Raw genomic sequence first — 15,020 nt, 5'->3', positions numbered from 1 at the left:
AAACCCCGCCCAGAGGGCGGGGTTTGATCCGTATCAAGCACAGCCCGCGCAAAACCGCGCGGCAGGCATGAGCAAATCAGCCGAGCTGCTTCTTCACCGCCTCGTTCACCAGAGCAGGGTTGCCCTTGCCCTGCATCGCCTTCATCACCTGGCCGACGAAGAAGCCGAACAGCTTATCCTTGCCGGATTTGTACTCGGCCACCTTGTCCTGGTTCTCCGCCAGCACCTTGGTCACCGCCGCGTCGATGGCGCCGGTATCGGTCACCTGGCGCAGCCCCTTCTCCTCGACGATGGCCCCCGGCGCCTTGCCGGTTTCCACCATCTCCTCGAACACATCCTTGGCGATGCGGCCATTGATGGTCTTGTCGGTGATCAGATCCAGCAGCGCACCGAGATCAGCGGCGGACACCGGCGGGTTCTCGATGCTCTTGCCGGTGCGGTTCATCGCCGCGAAGAAATCGCCGGAGATCCAGTTGGCGGCGAGCTTGCCATCGCGCCCCTTGGCCACGGTTTCGTAGAAATCCGCCGTCGCCTGGTCGGCCACCAGCACGCCCGCATCATAGAACGGGATGCCATATTCGGCGCAGAAGCGGGCGCGCTTCTCATCCGGCAGCTCCGGCAGATTGGCTTTCAGCTCATCCACCCAAGCCTGCTCCAGCACCAGCGGCAGCAGATCCGGCTCGGGGAAATAGCGATAATCATGCGCATCCTCCTTGGAGCGCATCGAGCGCGTCTCGCCCTTGGCGGGATCGTACAGGCGGGTCTCCTGCACCACTTCGCCGCCGCTCTCCCAGACCTCGATCTGGCGCAGCGCCTCCGCCTCCACCGCATGCATTACGAAGCGCACGGAATTGACGTTCTTGATCTCGCAGCGCGTGCGGAACGCCTCGCCGGGCTTGCGCACGGAGACATTCACGTCCGCGCGCATGGAGCCTTCCTCCATATTGCCGTCGCAGGTGCCGAGATAGCGCACGATCTGGCGGATCTTGCGCAAGTAAGCGCCCGCTTCTTCCGGCGAGCGTATATCCGGCTCGGAGACAATCTCCATCAGCCCGACACCGGCACGGTTCAAATCCACCACCGATTTCGCCGGATGCTGGTCATGCATGGACTTGCCGGCATCCTGCTCCAGATGCAGCCGGGTGATGCCAATATGCTTGATCGTGCCGTCCTGCAGCTCGATCTCGACCGTCCCGGTGCCGACAATCGGGTGCTCGAACTGGCTGATCTGATAGCCCTGCGGCAGATCGGCGTAGAAATAATTCTTCCGGTCGAAGCGCGAGAACAGGTTGATCTGCGCCTTCAGCCCCAGCCCGGTGCGCACCGCCTGCGCCACGCATTCCTGATTGATCACCGGCAGCATGCCGGGAAAGCCGGCATCGATGAAGGAGACATGCGCATTCGGCGCGCCGCCATAGGTGGCCGAGGCGCCGGAGAACAGCTTGGACTGAGAAATCACCTGGGCATGGACTTCGAGGCCGACCACGACCTCCCAGGCGCCGGTGCTGCCTTCAAGTGTATAGGCCATTATTTCGCTCGCACTTCAGGCAGGGCCGAGAAGCCCGCCGCGTTTTCGATGGCAGCCGAGACCGCGAACACCGTTTCCTCGTCAAAATGCTTGCCGATGACCTGCAGGCCCAGCGGCAGCCCATCAGCGGAGAGGCCCGCCGGCACGCTCATCGCCGGCACGCCCGCCAGCGAAGCCGGCACGGTGAACACGTCGTTGAGATACATCGTCACCGGATCATCCATCTTCTCGCCGAGCCCGAAGGCGGCGGAGGGGGCGGTGGGGGTGAGGATGGCGTCCACCTGGCCGAAGGCGTCGGTGAAATCCTTCAGGATCAGGTTCCGCACCTTCTGCGCTTTCAGGTAATAAGCGTCGTAATAGCCATGGCTCAGCACATAGGTGCCGATCATGATGCGCCGCTTCACCTCGGCCCCGAATCCCTCGGCGCGGCTGCGCTCATAGAGATCGATCAGATCCGCGCCATCGACGCGCTTGCCGTAGCGCACGCCATCATAGCGGGCGAGGTTGGAGGAGGCCTCCGCCGGGGCGACGATATAATACACCGCCAGGCCGTATTTGGTGTGCGGCAGGGAAATCTCGACAATCTCCGCCCCTGCGCCTTGAGCCACTCAATGCCCTTGTCCCAGAGCGCCAGGATCTCAGGATTGGTGCCCTCCAGCCGGTATTCCTTGGGAATGCCGATCTTCAGCCCCTTCACGCCGCGGGTCAGCGACGCGGTGAAATCCGGCACAGCGCGGTCGGCGGAGGTGGAATCCTTCGCATCGAACCCGGCCATGGCGTTCAGCAGCAGCGCGTTATCCTCGACATTGCGCGCCATCGGCCCCGGCTGGTCGAGCGAGGAGGCGAAGGCCACCACGCCAAAGCGCGAGCAGCGGCCATAGGTGGGCTTGATGCCGGCCAGACCCGTAAAGGCGGCGGGCTGGCGGATGGAGCCGCCCGTATCCGTGCCGGTGGCGGCGAGCGCGATGCGCGCGGCCACGGCGGCGGCGGAACCGCCGGAGGAGCCGCCCGGCACCAGCTTGGCCTCCGAGCCCTGGCGCTTCCAGGGATTCTCGACCGCGCCATAGAAGGAGGTGATGTTGGAGGAGCCCATGGCGAACTCGTCCAGATTGGCCTTGCCCAGCATCACCGCGCCGGCCGCCTTCAACTTGCCCGAAACCGTGCTCTCATAAGGCGGCACGAACGGCTCCAGGATCGCGCTTCCCGCCGTGGTGCGCACACCCTCGGTGCAGAACAGATCCTTCATCGCGATGGGAATGCCGGTCAGCGGCGTGGCCTCACCAGCCGCGATGCGCGCATCGGCGGCCTTGGCCTGTTCCAGCGCCAGCTCCGGGGTGGTGGTGATATAGGCGTTCAAACGCGGGTTCAGCGCCGCCACGGCCTCGTTATAGGCGCTGGTCAGCTCCACGGCCGAAATCTCTTTCGCCTTCAACGCTTTCGCGGCGCCGGCGAGGGTCAGGTCAAACATGCTCATTCCACAACTTTCGGCACGGCAAAGAAGTTTCCGATGCGGTCGGGGCGTTGGCCAGGATCTTCTCCGCCATGTCGCCGTCAGTGACCTGGTCCTCGCGCTGGCGCAGCGCCATCTGCGCGCCGCCAGAGAGCGGCTCGACCCCGTCCACATTCACCTCGCCAAGTTGTTCCACATAGCCCAGAATCGCGTTCAGCTCATTCTGGAGGGTGGAAACCTCCTCGTCATTCACCCTGATCCGGGCCAGTTTCGCAATCCGGCGTACCGTTGCGGCGTCCAGCGACATACCAAAATCCCTTGGCTAAAAAATCCGGGCGGACCATACAGGCGGCCATGGCGCTCTACAACCTGTCCGAATTTTTATCCCTTCTGCCCCCGGCTCCCGGCTGCTGGGGCTCGATCCCGGCTCCAAACGCATCGGCGTGGCGCTCTCCGATGTCGGCTTGCGCATCGCCAGCCCCTACACCACCCTCCAGCGCACCAAGATGAAGTTCAACGCCGTCGAGATCGGCGAGATCGCGGTGCGCGAAGGGGTGGGGGGCTGATCATCGGCCTGCCGCTGGATGGCGAGCAGACACTCGGCCCCGCGCCCAGGCGGCGCGGGACTGGGCGCATGGGCTCAGCGATCTTCTTGGCCTGCCGGTGGCGATGGTGGATGAGAGCTATTCCACGGCCGAGACGCATGAGCGGCTGATTGAGGCCGGGGTGAGCCGGGCGCGCCGCGCCGAGATCGTCGACAAGCTGGCGGCGGCGGAGATTTTGCAACGCGCCCTGGATGCGCTGCAAGCCTGACGCTGAAGGCTGTTGCAAAATTGAAAAAGTTTTTTGGGGCTTTTTCCAAAAAGCCCCCACGCTATCGCCGCCTTTTCGAAAAAAAGCGGCACCGAAAAAACATTTATCATTTTCCAAAGGCTTGTTTTTATAGAGTCTCTTAAAACTCTCGCGGGCTTATGGACGAAAATTCATCCATATTCCCGCGCCTCCGGCAATCCGTCCGCCCGGCGCGCGCGTAATCCTATTTGTTAACGAACCATTCAGGTTCTAACCAACAAGGAAATGTCGGATGTCTGTTAAAAAATTGCGGCTCGCTTTGGCCTTTTCAGGAGTCTTGCTGCTGCCTGGCCTCGCCGCCGCGCAATCCATGTCGGCGCAATCCATGTCGGCGGATCCCATGGTCGGCGGCGCCGCCATGTATCCCAGCCGGAACATCGTGCAAAACGCCTTGAACTCGAAGGACCACACAACACTCGTCGCGGCGGTGAAGGCGGCCGGGCTGGTGCCAACGCTGGAAGGCAAGGGGCCGTTTACCGTGTTCGCGCCGACCAATGAGGCCTTCGCGGCGCTGCCGGCGGGCACCGTGCCAACGCTGCTGAAGCCTGAGAACAAGGCTGAGCTGGTCAAGATTCTCACCTATCATGTTGTGCCCGGGCGCTACACCGCGGCGGATATCGAGAACATGATCCAGCAAGGTGGCGGCACCGCGCAGCTCAAGACAGTTGAAGGCGAGCCGCTCACCTTCAGCAACGCGCCGGCGGGCGGGTTGCTGGTGAAGGACGCGAAGGGCGATGAAGCGAAAATCACGATCAGCGACGTCATGCAGTCCAACGGCGTGATTCAGGTGATCGACAAGGTGCTGATGCCCTGACAATCAAAAAGGCGGCGGGGTGATCCCCGCCGCCTTCATCGGAAAGAGCCTGGAAGCGCTTAATGCTTCTTCGCGGCGTCCTTCAGCCCGCCAACGGTGTTCTGCACCTTGCCTTCGACCTTGTCGGCCTTGCCTTCGGCCTGCAGCTTGGTGTCGCCGGTGACCTTCCCGGCGGCTTCCTTCACCGCGCCCTTGGCCTGCTTCAGGGTGCCTTCAATACGATCCTTGTCCATGTTGTATCTCCTTATTCAAGATTTGTGATTGACGCTGGGATAGCCTCGGTGCCAGCGAAGCTGGCGGCGCGACGGATCAGGGGCTGGGCTTGCTGGGCGCGTTGGCATTGGCGCTGTTGGTCAGCGCGTGGCCGCCCTGGGAGAGATCCTGCCCGACGCCCGCCGTGGTATGGCAGGCAGCAAGACCTGCCGCCATCGAAACCATCGCGAACAGACCGAATGCAACACGAAACTTAGAAACCATCGCCCAAAATCCCTTATCCTTTTTGGAACGGTCCCCGGATTGGGACGCGTATCGTGAACTAGGATCTTGTCCTGCGACTGAGAGAATTCAATGCAAAACACTAAAGCTTTCAAATTTGACAGGTTCGTCTCATGAAACCTGCGTCATCGAATTTTAAGTGAGACCAAACGCCCTGGCGAGCAGCTCATAGGATCTGGTCCGCACCGCCGGATCGTAAACCGCCGTGGTGATGGCGATCTCGTCCAGCTGCAGATCCCGGCCCAGCCTGTGCAGCCGCTCCGCCACCTGTTCCGGCGTGCCGATGAAATTGCGCGAGAGCGACATTTGCATCTGCGCCTGCTCGGCCTCGGAAAACCCCATCTGGTCGGCCTCCTCGGGCGAGGGCAGGGGGATATAGAGGCCGCGATTGCGCATCGCCCAGAAGGCGCCACGGGATTTCGCCCAATATTGCGCCTCCTCCTCGGTTTCCGCCGCCAGCGCGAACACGGTCACCGCGGCGCGGCGCGGCGGCGCTTCCGGGCCGGGCTGCTTGAACTGGGAATGATAAGCGTGCAGCGCCTCCTCCGCCCCGGCGCCGTCGGAGAAGAAATAGGCGAAGGCGTAAGGCAGGCCGAACCAGGCGGCGAGCTGGGCGCCATAGGTGGAGCTGCCGAGAATCCAGATTTCGGGGCATGCGGCCCGCGCGGCTCGCAGGTGACGGCGCGGAACGGATGATCCACCGGCAGCGCCTGACCGCTGGACCAGGCCATCACATCGCGCACCTGGGCCGGGAACATATCCGCCGCCTGGCGCGCATTCGGGTTCAGGGCCAGCGCCGTGCGCCCATCCGAGCCAGGGGCGCGCCCCAGCCCGAGATCGATCCGCCCCGGCGCGATCGCTTCCAGCACCCGGAACTGCTCGGCCACTTTCAGCGCCGCATAATGCGGCAGCATGATCCCCGCCGCGCCGACGCGGATGCGGCTGGTCTGGCTGGCGATCGCAGCGGCCAGCACCTCCGGCGCCGAGCCCGCCACGGAGCCGGAGCTGTGATGCTCGGAGAGCCAGTAGCGATGATAGCCAAACCCCTCGCAGGCCCGCGCCAGCGCGATGCTCTCGCGGATCGCCTGATCCGGCAGGATGTTGGTGCGGATCGGGGACTGGTCGAGGACGGAAAATTTCATAATGTCCATATAGGCGCGGACGGGCGGCTTGCCAGATCCGCATGGCAGGCCAGACGGTCGGCCGGAATTGGCAAATCCGAGCCGGTGGGCCAAGTAGGCGGCGCTCCCTGACGCAAAGTGATGCAGATGAAGAAAATCGGCTTTCTCTCTTTCGGCCATTGGAACCCCGCGCCCCAGTCCGGCACCCGCAGCGGCGCCGAGGCGCTGCTGCAATCGATCGACCTGGCGGTGGCGGCGGAAGAGTTGGGCGCGGATGGCGCCTATTTCCGGGTGCATCATTTCGCCCGCCAGCTCGCCGCCCCGTTCCCGCTGCTGGCCGCTGTCGGCGCCAAAACCAAGCGCATCGAGATCGGCACCGGCGTCATCGATATGCGCTACGAGAACCCGCTCTACATGGCCGAGGATGCCGGGGCGGCGGACCTGATCTCCGGCGGCCGGCTGCAGCTTGGCATCAGCCGCGGCTCGCCGGAGCAGGTGATCGAGGGCTGGCGCTATTTCGGCTACGCTCCGGCCGAGGGCGAACAGGACAAGGATATGGGCCGCCGCCACGCCATGGTGCTGCTGGAGGTGCTGCGTGGCGAGGGCTTCGCCCAGCCCAACCCGCACCCAATGTTCCCCAACCCGCCCGGCCTGCTGCGCGTCGAGCCGCACGCGCCGGGCCTGCGCGAGCGCATCTGGTGGGGCTCAGGCTCGAACGCCACGGCGGTGTGGGCGGCCCAGCAGGGGATGAACCTGCAAAGCTCCACCCTGAAGGATGACGAAACCGGCGAACCCTTCCATATCCAGCAGGCCAAACAGATTCGCGCCTACCGCGAAGCCTGGGCGGAAGCCGGGCATGAGCGCACGCCGCGCGTTTCCGTCAGCCGTTCGATCTTCGCGCTGATCAACGACCAGGACCGGATGTATTTCGGTCAGGCCAAAGACCAGGACAGCATCGGCATGATCGACGCGCAGACCCGCGCCATCTTCGGCCGCTCCTATGCCGGCGAGCCGGAGGCGCTGATCGAGGAGCTGCGGGCCGACGAGGCGATCGCCGAAGCCGACACGCTGCTGCTCACCGTGCCCAACCAGCTCGGCGTGGACTATAATGCGCATGTGATCGAGGCGATCCTGAAACACATCGCCCCAGCCCTGGGCTGGCGCTAAACCCGCGCAGCTTCCCTGAAAATTCAAAAGTTTTTGGGGGTGTGGGGACTTTTTTCAAAAAGTCCCCACCTTTTACAGCCGCACTCTCAGAGCAGCGTCACCGTACAAGCCGGCGGCGCCGCCAGCGTCTGGAAGATCACGCAATAGCGCTCAGTGCTTTTCAGCAGCCGGGCGCGCGTCGCCTCATCCGCATCGGTGTCCAGCTTGAAGGTCAGGTTGATCGGCCCGAGCCCGACCGGGGCGGCGCGGTCGATTGCCAGCGTGCCGCGCGCATCCCAGAAGGAATGCGCCACCACCCGCGCCTCGCGCAGTTTAATGCCCATGGCGGTGGCGACGGCCGCCAGCGTCACCCCGGCGCAAGCCACCAGCGAATCGAGCAGCAGATCCGCCGAGCACGCCGTGCCCTGCGGCCCGCCCGCCGCCGGATGCAGCCCCGCCTGGGCCGGGCGCGGATTGACCAGCGTGCAGGTCAGGCTTTCCTGCTCGATCACCCCTTCGGACCGGGACTGCACCAGCGCATGGCCAGGGTTCTCCCGGTAATCCTGTTTCAGCGGCGCCTGCAAAGCCCGCAGCGTCTCGGCATCCATCTTCCTCACCTTTCCGTCTTTTGACGAGGAGTATGGGAAGCTTTTCGCCCGCCCTCAACGCTGTTCAAAAACTGCGCGAGCGGATCTCAAAAACTGCGCGAGCGCAGTGTCATCAGCCTCAAATCCGGTGCCCAGAGGATGCGCGTCGGCGCGTCGCCCATGAACACCAAAGCCCGGTGCGCCCCATCCGCCGCCGCCAGCCGCACCCGCATCAGCCGGTAGCGCACCGATTCGTAAGCCTGCAGCCGCACCAGCATGTCGGCGTTGATCCGCATCACCATGCCCGGCACCTGCGCGCCAGGGGCGCGGCGCAGCGTAGGGTAGCGCGCCCCGCGCAATTTCACCCGGGCAAAACCGTGTAGCCGGGCCGGCACCGGCTCATGCCGCAACGGCCGTCCGGCGCAGCGCCCGAACGCATCCTTGTCCGCCAGCGTGCCATAGACGAAAATCTTCATCCGAAAATTTCCCCCAATGCCGGGCCAGCGCCGCATCCACCACCTCCATCCCCACATCCACGCCCAGCGCCTTCAGGCTGGTCACCCCATGCTCGGCGATGCCGCAGGGCACGATGCCGCCAAAATGGCTCAGCTCCGGCGCCACGTTCAGCGATAGTCCGTGCCAGGTGATCCAGTGCGAGACCCGCACCCCGATGGCGCCGATCTTCTCTTCCGTGCCATCAGCGCGCGCCACCCAGATGCCGACCCGCCCCTCGCGGATCTCACCCTTGATGCCGAATTCCTTCAGCGTGGCGATCACCCAGCGCTCCAGCCCGGCGACATAGCAGCGCACATCGCGCGCCGGCACGCGGCCATGCGGCTTGGCCAGATCCAGCATCGCATAGACCACGCGCTGCCCCGGCCCGTGATAGGTCCATTGCCCGCCACGCCCGGCCTTGTAGGTTGGAAAGCGCGTTGCATCCTGCAGGTCCTCGCGCTTCGCCGAGGTCCCCTCGGTATAAAGCGGCGGATGCTCGACCAGCCAGACCAGCTCCTTGGCCGCCCCGGCGCGGATATCGGCCACCCGCGCCTGCATGCGGGTGAGGGCGGTTTCGTAATCGGTCAGGCCCGGCGAGATTTCCCAATCCAAAGCGTTTTTCGTCATGGCTCCCCTGTTGCAGGCTCCGCGTTCATAGTCTATAGGCCCGCCGCAGCCTCGATGCGGTCGTGGCGGAATGGTAGACGCGCAAGCTTGAGGTGCTTGTGGGGGAAACCTCGTGGAAGTTCGAGTCTTCTCGACCGCACCAAGCTCTCTTCTCCAGAATTAGCGATCTTCAAAAATCACATGGCGGGGCGAGTTGCCAGCCCTGCCGGCTTGCGCCATGAACCCTGCAGATCATTGATTTCGGGGGAGGGTTCGAGACATGGATGAGACCTTACGCAAAGCGGCTCTGGATTATCACCGCTATCCCCGTCCCGGTAAGCTCGCCATCACCGCCACCAAGCGCATGGAAACCTCGCGCGATCTGGCCCTGGCCTATTCGCCCGGCGTCGCCGCCCCCTGCGAGCTGATCAAGGAAGACCCGGACAGCTCCTTCGACCTCACCTCGCGCGGCAATCTGGTCGCGGTCATTACCAACGGCACCGCGGTGCTGGGCTGGGCAATATCGGCGCGCTCGCCGGCAAGCCGGTGATGGAGGGCAAAGCCGTCCTGTTCAAGAAATTCGCCGGCATCGACAGCTTCGATATCGAGATCGACGAGCAGGACCCGGAGAAATTCATCGAGACGGTGGCGCGGCTGGAGCCCAGCTTCGGCGGCATCAATCTGGAGGACATCAAGGCCCCGGAATGTTTCAGGATCGAGCAGGTCCTGCGCGAGAAGATGAACATTCCGGTGTTTCATGACGACCAGCATGGCACCGCCATCATCGTCGGCGCCGCGGTGCTCAACACCATGACGGTGCTGAACAAGAAGATCGAAGAGGTGAAGATCGTCACCTCCGGCGCCGGCGCCGCCGCACTCTCCTGCGTGAACATCCTCAAGGCGCTGGGCGCCAGCCCGAGAACATCACCATGACCGACAGGGAGGGCGTGGTGTATAAAGGCCGCCCCAATCTGGACCCGACGCTGGAAGATGTCGCCCGGGAGACCAACGCCCGCAGCCTGCCGGATGTGCTGCCGGGGCTGATATCTTCCTCGGCCTCTCCGCCCGCGCGTGCTGAAGGAGGAATGGCTGCATCTGCTGGGCGAGCGCCCGCTGATCCTGGCCCTGGCCAATCCCGAGCCGGAGATCATGCCCGAGATCGTCCAGCGCGTCCGCCCGGATGCGATCATGGCGACCGGCCGCTCGGACTTCCCCAACCAGGTCAATAACGTCATCTGCTTCCCCTTCATCTTCCGCGGCGCGCTGGATGTGCGCGCCACCGCGATCACCGAGGGGATGAAGCTGGCCGCCGTGCGCGCCATCGCCGAGCTGACGCATGTCGAGGCCTCGGACGTGGTCGCCGCCGCCTATGGCGGCAAGGCGCCGGTGTTTGGCCCGGATTACATCATTCCCAAGCCCTTCGATCCCCGGCTGATCCTGCATGTCGCCCCGGCCGTCGCCCAGGCGGCGATGGATGAGGGCGTGGCGCGCAAGCCGATCGAGGATTTCGAGGCTTATATGCATGAGCTGGAGCGCTTCGTGTTCCGCTCCGGCCAGTTGCTGCGCCCGGTGATCGAGGTGGCGCGCAAGGCGAAGCCGCGCATCGTCTATGCCGAGGGCGAGGATGAGCGCACGCTGCGCGCCGTGCAGAGCGTGGTGGATGACGGGCTGGCCAAGCCGATCCTGATCGGCAAGACCGAGGCGGTGATCGCGCGCATCCAGTCGCTCGGCCTGCGCCTGCGCCCTGGCCAGGACGTGCAGATCGTCGATCTGGAGCAGGATACGGCGCTGTTCGAGCAGCTGCTGGCGGCCTATTCCAAGCGCGTCGGCCGGCGCGGCACCCCGCCGGATGCCGCCGCCCGGCATGTACGCAAACGCCCGACGGTGACGGCGGCGATGCTGCTGGAGCAGGGGGCGGCGGATGCCGCCATCTGCGGCGGCACCGGCGATTGGTGGCGGCAATTCCAGTATGCGCTGCCTATCGTGCCGCGCAGCACCGGCTCGGGCCGCGTCTTCGCGCTGACCGCCCTGATCCTGCAGGCCGGTCCGCTGTTCTTCTGCGATACCCATGTGAATGTGGACCCGAGCGCCGAAGAGGTGGCGGAGATGACGCTGATGGCGGCCGAGACGGTGCGGCATTTCGGCCTGCCGCCGAAGGTGGCGCTGCTCTCCCACTCCAATTTCGGCGCCTCCAACTCGCCTTCGGCGAAGAAGATGCGCAAGGCGCTGGGGCTGATCCGGGCGCGCGACCCGGAGCTGGAGGTGGATGGCGAAATGCACGCCGATGCCGCCCTGGCCGAGCAGATCCGCCACCAGGCGCTGCCCGATTCGACCCTGACCGGCACCGCCAACCTGCTGATCTTCCCGAATATCGATGCCGCCAATATCGCCTATAATCTGGTCAAGGCGACCGGCGAGGCGGTGACGGTGGGGCCGATGCTGCTGGGGCTGGAGAAGCCGCTGCATATCGCCGTGCCCAGCACCACAGCGCGCGGCATCACCAACCTCTCCGCCGTGGCGGCGATGCAGGCGGCGCTGGCGGCAAAGTAAAAGTGGACGAACCCGGCAAAGCCACCACCGCCGCAAGGCGGCGGTGGAAGCCCGCCGAAGGGCCGCTTTTTTACAAAAACCGCCGAACGCTGATGCGCTAGCAAGATCGATGCCATTGCCCTACGAGTCGGGCAGTGTTTTGGAAGAGGCTGCCCCTACAGCGTATCTCTTGCCACGCCGTTCGGCGAGCGCCGCGCGCGGTACGGCTGAAGGGCCGGCTCAGGCCAGCAGATTGATCCCGCCACTGGCGCTGGGGCTGGCGCTGGCGCTGCCCGGTTCCGGCGGGCGGGTGCGCGGGGTGGTGGCGATGGAGACGATATCGCCCTTCTTGTCCGCACGGTGGTCACGGTGGAGCCGTCCGGCAGGGTGGTGACGTTGGTGGTGTCGCCTGAAGTGCTGGAATTGAAGACGCTGGCCAGCGCATTGCTGGTGCTGCCCAGCCCGACGCTGCCGATACTCATGCTGGCACTCATGCTGCTCTCCTGGTCATGTTGGCCGCCTGTTTTGGCAGGGGGGTGGAGGTTCAGAGTCTCATCATGGGCGCAGTGAAGCAGGAAAAAGTTAAGAACTGATTTACGGGTCCGGCGAGGCCGCAACCACGCCGAGAATCGCCCGTGCCGCCGCCGCCGATGGCGTGCCCTCCGGGGCGCGCAAGCTGGCCAGGGCGGCGGTGAAGCCGGCACGCTGGGCCGCGGCTTCCGCCGCATCGGTCAGCAGGCCGCGCACGGTCTGCGCCAGCCGCGCCGGCGCGCAATCCTCCTGCAGCAATTCCGGCACCAGGGCGCGCCCCGCCAGCAGATTGATCATCGCCACATGCGGCACCTTGATCAGACGGCGGGCCATCATTGCCGAGAGCGGGTTGACCCGGTAGGTGACCGCCATCGGCACCCCGCCATCGCCAGCTCCAGCGTCGAGGTGCCGGATTTGGTCAGCGCGGCGCGGGCGGCGGCGAAGGCATCGTAGCGCTCCGATACGCCGCGCACGATGATCGGCCGCACCGGCCAGTCCGCCATATGCGCCGCCACCGCCTCGGCGATGCCTGCGGCCGCCGCCACCACCGGCACCAGCCCCGGCACATCCGGCTGCAACAGCGCCAGCGTGTCCCGGAACACTGGCAGCAGGCGCTTGGTTTCGGTGACGCGCGAGCCCGGCATCAGCACCAGCGGCACAGCGTCCGGCGCGAGCTTGTGGGTGGCGTGAAAGCGCGCCGCATCGCCGGCATCGGCGCCGGATTCCAGCACCGGATGGCCGGTGAAAACCGGATGCAGCCCGTGCGGGGCGAAGAAATCCGGCTCGAAGGGCAGCAGGCAGAGCAGCTCCTCCCACAGACCGGGGAAATGCTTCACCCGCTCCTGCCGCCAGGCCCAGACCTGCGGCGCGACATAATGCACCCGCTTCGGCCCGCCCGGGCCGATGGCTTTCAGTACCCGCAAGGTGAAGCCAGGGCTGTCGATGGTCAGCAAAATATCCGGCTTTTCGGCGCGGATGGCCTCGATGGTCTGTTTCAGCCGCGCCTTCAGATGCAGAACCTTGGGCAAAATCTCCGCCAGCCCCATCAGCGCCAGCTCCTGCATCGGGAACAGCGAGGTCAGCCCGGCCTCCGCCATGCGCGCCCCGCCAATGCCGGAGAATTGGATCTCCGGCTCCAGGTTTCGTAGCGCTAGCATCAGGCGCATGCCGAGCACGTCGCCGCTGGCCTCGCCGGCGATGATGAAGATGCGGGTCATCGCAGCGCTACGATTTCAGTGGGGGCGACCGGCGCCCAGTCGCGGTGATTGAGCACCGCCCCTTGCGCGCGCACCGCGTCGATGGCGGCGAAATCGACTTGGGCGAAAACCAGAGCCGGCTCGTTCAGCGCCCCGGCGGTGGCGACGCCGTCATCCGGAAAGCCCGTGTCGCAAGGGGTGAAGAGGGCGGCATGGCCGATATTCACATCGATGGAGCCGGACCAGGCGGCCTCGCCGATCAACGGCACCACGGCGGTATAGCATTGATTTTCCACCGCCCGGGCGCGGGCGGAGAAACGCACCCGGTTGAAGCCGGCGGGCGAGGCGGTGCAGCAGGGGATCAAAATCAGCTTCGCCCCGCCGCCACCTGGGCGCGCACATGCAGCGGAAACTCGCTGTCATAGCAGATCGACACGCCGATCAGCCCGAAGGCAGTGTCGAACACCACAGGCGCGGCGCCGCCGGCAACCCCCATTCCTCAGCCTCGAAGCGGGTCATCGCCTGCTTGTCCTGGAAGCCCATGGTGCCGGAGGGGGCGATGAAGGGGGCGCGGTTGCGGATTTTGCCGTCCGCATCGCGCATCGGCAGCGAGCCGCCGAGGATGTGCAGCTTGTGGCGCATCGCCATCTCGCGCAGCCCGCTGAGGATCAGCTCGGCCTGGTCCACCACATGCAGCAGCTCGGCCGCGATGTCCGGGGCTTTGATCTCCGCCCCGGCGCAGACCATGGCGGCATATTCCGGCAGCACCAGCATGTCCGCCCGGCCAGGGCAGCCTCGGCGGCCAGGCGCTCCAGCCGCAGCAGGAAGGCCTTGAAGCTGGCGGGGGCGGAGACCCCGAACGGGGCGAGGGCGAGCTTCATAGGCGCTTGGTCCAGAAGGTTAGGTTTTTGGTGCTGGCGGCGGCTTCGTCCACATCCCGCCAGCTCATCTGGCAGACCAGATCCTCGCGCCTTGTGAAGCCGCGCTTGGTCCAGAATCCATCCAGCGGCTGGTAGCCATCCGGGCGCAGCCAATGGCTGGCGGGGCGCTGCACGGCGCAGAACGCCGCCAGGGTGGCGCCATAGGCGCGGGCCTGGCGCTCGCGCGCGACGAAAAACCCAACCCCAGCCCGCGGCCGCGATAGGCTTTCTCCAGCACGCTCTCGCCGAAATAGAAAATATCGGAAATATCGATGCCGGCTTCCAGAAACGGGGTTTTCACCGCCTGGGTCTCGGCGGAAAGCGGCAGGCAGGTGGCGGCGCCGACGATTCGCTCGCCGATTCGGGCCAGCACGATGGCAGCACCCTTCACCCGCACATAGGTCTGCAGATAGTCGCGCTCATGCGCCTCGTCGCCGTCATAGAGATAGGGAAATTCACGGAAAACCTCGATGCGCAGCCGGGCGAGGTCGGGCAGCGCCGCCTGCGCCTCCTCGCCGGTGACGGTCTCCAGTTCAAGCTTGGCGCGCGGGGTGGGGGCGGCAGGGTCATACGCGGCGCAGAATGTCCGCAGCGGGCGGACCTGCCAAGCGCCCAGCTCAAGAACTAATAAAAGTTTTTGGGGGTTGAAGGGGCGTTTTTTCAAAAACGCCCCTTCGTGACAAAAGGCCGGATCGCCCCAGAGGGGCGTCCGGCCTTTTGTCACGATGCCGCTTTTTTGAAAAAAAGCGG

15 protein-coding genes, 1 tRNA gene and 6 pseudogenes are annotated in these 15,020 nt (G+C 65.2%); 6 read left to right on the top strand and 16 right to left on the bottom strand.

The genetic code is table 11. The features are described 5' to 3' along the window. Window positions 1-76 precede the first annotated feature (76 nt). The 3 genes and pseudogenes from gatB to gatC form a co-directional block, all read right to left on the bottom strand. Window positions 77-1,528, bottom strand: coding sequence for an Asp-tRNA(Asn)/Glu-tRNA(Gln) amidotransferase subunit GatB (gatB, locus tag GT370_RS06275; protein WP_008492636.1), 1,452 nt, complete (start codon window positions 1,526-1,528; stop codon window positions 77-79). Further along, window positions 1,528-3,002, bottom strand: a pseudogene (gene gatA / locus GT370_RS06270) (Asp-tRNA(Asn)/Glu-tRNA(Gln) amidotransferase subunit GatA). Before gatA ends, gatB begins: the two are co-directional and overlap by 1 nt. Beyond that, window positions 2,999-3,285, bottom strand: a pseudogene (gene gatC / locus GT370_RS06265) (Asp-tRNA(Asn)/Glu-tRNA(Gln) amidotransferase subunit GatC). Before gatC ends, gatA begins: the two co-directional pseudogenes overlap by 4 nt. Window positions 3,286-3,332: 47 nt before the next feature. Between gatC and ruvX the strand changes: the two are divergent. Both ruvX and GT370_RS06255 read left to right on the top strand, forming a co-directional pair. Then, window positions 3,333-3,791, top strand: a pseudogene (gene ruvX / locus GT370_RS06260) (Holliday junction resolvase RuvX). Window positions 3,792-4,107: 316 nt separating this feature from the next. Further along, complete coding sequence (locus GT370_RS06255; RefSeq protein ID WP_270184070.1) at window positions 4,108-4,644, top strand: fasciclin domain-containing protein; 537 nt, start codon at window positions 4,108-4,110, stop codon at window positions 4,642-4,644. A 59-nt stretch (window positions 4,645-4,703) separates the two neighbouring features. Here GT370_RS06255 and GT370_RS06250 read toward each other — a convergent pair whose 3' ends face one another. The 4 genes and pseudogenes from GT370_RS06250 to GT370_RS20755 form a co-directional block, all read right to left on the bottom strand. Further along, entirely contained in the window at window positions 4,704-4,877 is a 174-nt protein-coding gene (locus GT370_RS06250) for a CsbD family protein (RefSeq protein WP_008492642.1), read from the bottom strand. A gap of 76 nt (window positions 4,878-4,953) precedes the next feature. Next, complete coding sequence (locus GT370_RS06245) at window positions 4,954-5,073, bottom strand: entericidin A/B family lipoprotein (RefSeq protein ID WP_240376509.1); 120 nt, start codon at window positions 5,071-5,073, stop codon at window positions 4,954-4,956. A gap of 201 nt (window positions 5,074-5,274) precedes the next feature. Further along, window positions 5,275-5,784, bottom strand: a complete 510-nt coding sequence (locus GT370_RS06240) for an LLM class flavin-dependent oxidoreductase (protein WP_442865532.1) — start codon at window positions 5,782-5,784, stop codon at window positions 5,275-5,277. A 62-nt stretch (window positions 5,785-5,846) separates the two neighbouring features. Next, window positions 5,847-6,281 (bottom strand): annotated as a pseudogene (locus tag GT370_RS20755) (MsnO8 family LLM class oxidoreductase); the annotation flags it as partial. A 126-nt stretch (window positions 6,282-6,407) separates the two neighbouring features. On the opposite strand from GT370_RS20755, the gene GT370_RS06230 reads away from it, so the two are divergent. Then, window positions 6,408-7,427: an LLM class flavin-dependent oxidoreductase gene (locus GT370_RS06230; protein WP_008492645.1), complete on the top strand. Its 1,020-nt coding sequence runs from the start codon at window positions 6,408-6,410 to the stop codon at window positions 7,425-7,427. Window positions 7,428-7,513: 86 nt separating this feature from the next. Here the strand turns inward: GT370_RS06230 and GT370_RS06225 are convergent, their stop codons facing one another. From GT370_RS06225 to lipB, 3 genes are all read right to left on the bottom strand, one after another. Next, window positions 7,514-8,014 (bottom strand): OsmC family protein, encoded by a 501-nt coding sequence (locus GT370_RS06225; protein WP_008492646.1) that lies wholly within the window; start codon window positions 8,012-8,014, stop codon window positions 7,514-7,516. 86 nt (window positions 8,015-8,100) lie between these two features. After that, window positions 8,101-8,469, bottom strand: a complete 369-nt coding sequence (locus GT370_RS06220) for a gamma-glutamylcyclotransferase family protein (protein ID WP_008492647.1) — start codon at window positions 8,467-8,469, stop codon at window positions 8,101-8,103. Beyond that, a complete protein-coding gene (lipB, locus tag GT370_RS06215) occupies window positions 8,393-9,115 on the bottom strand; it encodes a lipoyl(octanoyl) transferase LipB (protein WP_270184067.1) in 723 nt (240 codons plus the stop codon). The genes GT370_RS06220 and lipB overlap by 77 nt, the downstream gene beginning before the upstream one ends. 56 nt (window positions 9,116-9,171) lie before the next feature. Here lipB and GT370_RS06210 point away from each other — a divergent pair. The 3 genes and pseudogenes from GT370_RS06210 to GT370_RS06205 all read left to right on the top strand — a co-directional run bounded on the left by GT370_RS06210 (window position 9,172) and on the right by GT370_RS06205 (window position 11,644). Continuing rightward, window positions 9,172-9,257, top strand: a tRNA-Leu gene (locus GT370_RS06210). 117 nt (window positions 9,258-9,374) lie between these two features. Further along, window positions 9,375-10,027 (top strand): annotated as a pseudogene (locus GT370_RS21290) (hypothetical protein). Between the two features lie 138 nt (window positions 10,028-10,165). Next, the gene (locus tag GT370_RS06205; protein WP_442865502.1) at window positions 10,166-11,644 is read left to right on the top strand and encodes a phosphate acyltransferase; all 1,479 of its coding nucleotides are present in this window, start codon (window positions 10,166-10,168) and stop codon (window positions 11,642-11,644) included. Window positions 11,645-11,799: 155 nt separating this feature from the next. Here GT370_RS06205 and GT370_RS06200 read toward each other — a convergent pair whose 3' ends face one another. From GT370_RS06200 to GT370_RS06180, 6 genes and pseudogenes are all read right to left on the bottom strand, one after another. Next, the gene (locus GT370_RS06200) at window positions 11,800-12,117 is read right to left on the bottom strand and encodes a hypothetical protein (RefSeq protein WP_270184066.1); all 318 of its coding nucleotides are present in this window, start codon (window positions 12,115-12,117) and stop codon (window positions 11,800-11,802) included. 100 nt (window positions 12,118-12,217) lie between these two features. Next, a pseudogene (lpxB, locus tag GT370_RS06195) lies at window positions 12,218-13,371 on the bottom strand (lipid-A-disaccharide synthase). Then, on the bottom strand, window positions 13,368-13,715 hold the full coding sequence (locus tag GT370_RS06190; RefSeq protein ID WP_270184065.1) for a hypothetical protein: 348 nt from the start codon (window positions 13,713-13,715) through the stop codon (window positions 13,368-13,370). The pseudogene lpxB and the gene GT370_RS06190 overlap by 4 nt, the downstream one beginning before the upstream one ends. 2 nt (window positions 13,716-13,717) lie before the next feature. After that, window positions 13,718-13,816, bottom strand: a complete 99-nt coding sequence (locus GT370_RS20750) for a hypothetical protein (RefSeq protein ID WP_333490024.1) — start codon at window positions 13,814-13,816, stop codon at window positions 13,718-13,720. Beyond that, a complete protein-coding gene (locus GT370_RS06185; RefSeq protein ID WP_270184064.1) occupies window positions 13,792-14,124 on the bottom strand; it encodes a nitrilase-related carbon-nitrogen hydrolase in 333 nt (110 codons plus the stop codon). The genes GT370_RS20750 and GT370_RS06185 overlap by 25 nt, the downstream gene beginning before the upstream one ends. Before the next feature lie 171 nt (window positions 14,125-14,295). Beyond that, a complete protein-coding gene (locus GT370_RS06180; RefSeq protein WP_270184063.1) occupies window positions 14,296-14,934 on the bottom strand; it encodes a GNAT family N-acetyltransferase in 639 nt (212 codons plus the stop codon). Between the last annotated feature and the right edge of the window lie 86 nt (window positions 14,935-15,020).

The sequence above is a fragment of the Acidocella sp. MX-AZ03 genome (assembly GCF_027626035.1).
GTDB classification, from domain to species: Bacteria; Pseudomonadota; Alphaproteobacteria; order Acetobacterales; family Acetobacteraceae; genus Acidocella; species Acidocella facilis.
Note: the sequence above shows the minus strand (reverse complement) of the source record. Positions and strands in the feature narration are given on the sequence as shown.

What these genes read in the sequence shown, in the direction of transcription:
- GT370_RS06250 (WP_008492642.1), bottom strand. Translation starts at nt 4,877, where the DNA reads ATGGACAAGGATCGTATTGAAGGCACCCTGAAGCAGGCCAAGGGCGCG.
- lipB (WP_270184067.1), bottom strand. Translation starts at nt 9,115, where the DNA reads ATGACGAAAAACGCTTTGGATTGGGAAATCTCGCCGGGCCTGACCGAT.
- GT370_RS06200 (WP_270184066.1), bottom strand. Translation starts at nt 12,117, where the DNA reads ATGAGTGCCAGCATGAGTATCGGCAGCGTCGGGCTGGGCAGCACCAGC.
- gatB (WP_008492636.1), bottom strand. Translation starts at nt 1,528, where the DNA reads ATGGCCTATACACTTGAAGGCAGCACCGGCGCCTGGGAGGTCGTGGTC.
- GT370_RS06245 (WP_240376509.1), bottom strand. Translation starts at nt 5,073, where the DNA reads ATGGCGGCAGGTCTTGCTGCCTGCCATACCACGGCGGGCGTCGGGCAG.
- GT370_RS06230 (WP_008492645.1), top strand. Translation starts at nt 6,408, where the DNA reads ATGAAGAAAATCGGCTTTCTCTCTTTCGGCCATTGGAACCCCGCGCCC.
- GT370_RS06185 (WP_270184064.1), bottom strand. Translation starts at nt 14,124, where the DNA reads ATGCTGGTGCTGCCGGAATATGCCGCCATGGTCTGCGCCGGGGCGGAG.
- GT370_RS06225 (WP_008492646.1), bottom strand. Translation starts at nt 8,014, where the DNA reads ATGGATGCCGAGACGCTGCGGGCTTTGCAGGCGCCGCTGAAACAGGAT.
- GT370_RS06220 (WP_008492647.1), bottom strand. Translation starts at nt 8,469, where the DNA reads ATGAAGATTTTCGTCTATGGCACGCTGGCGGACAAGGATGCGTTCGGG.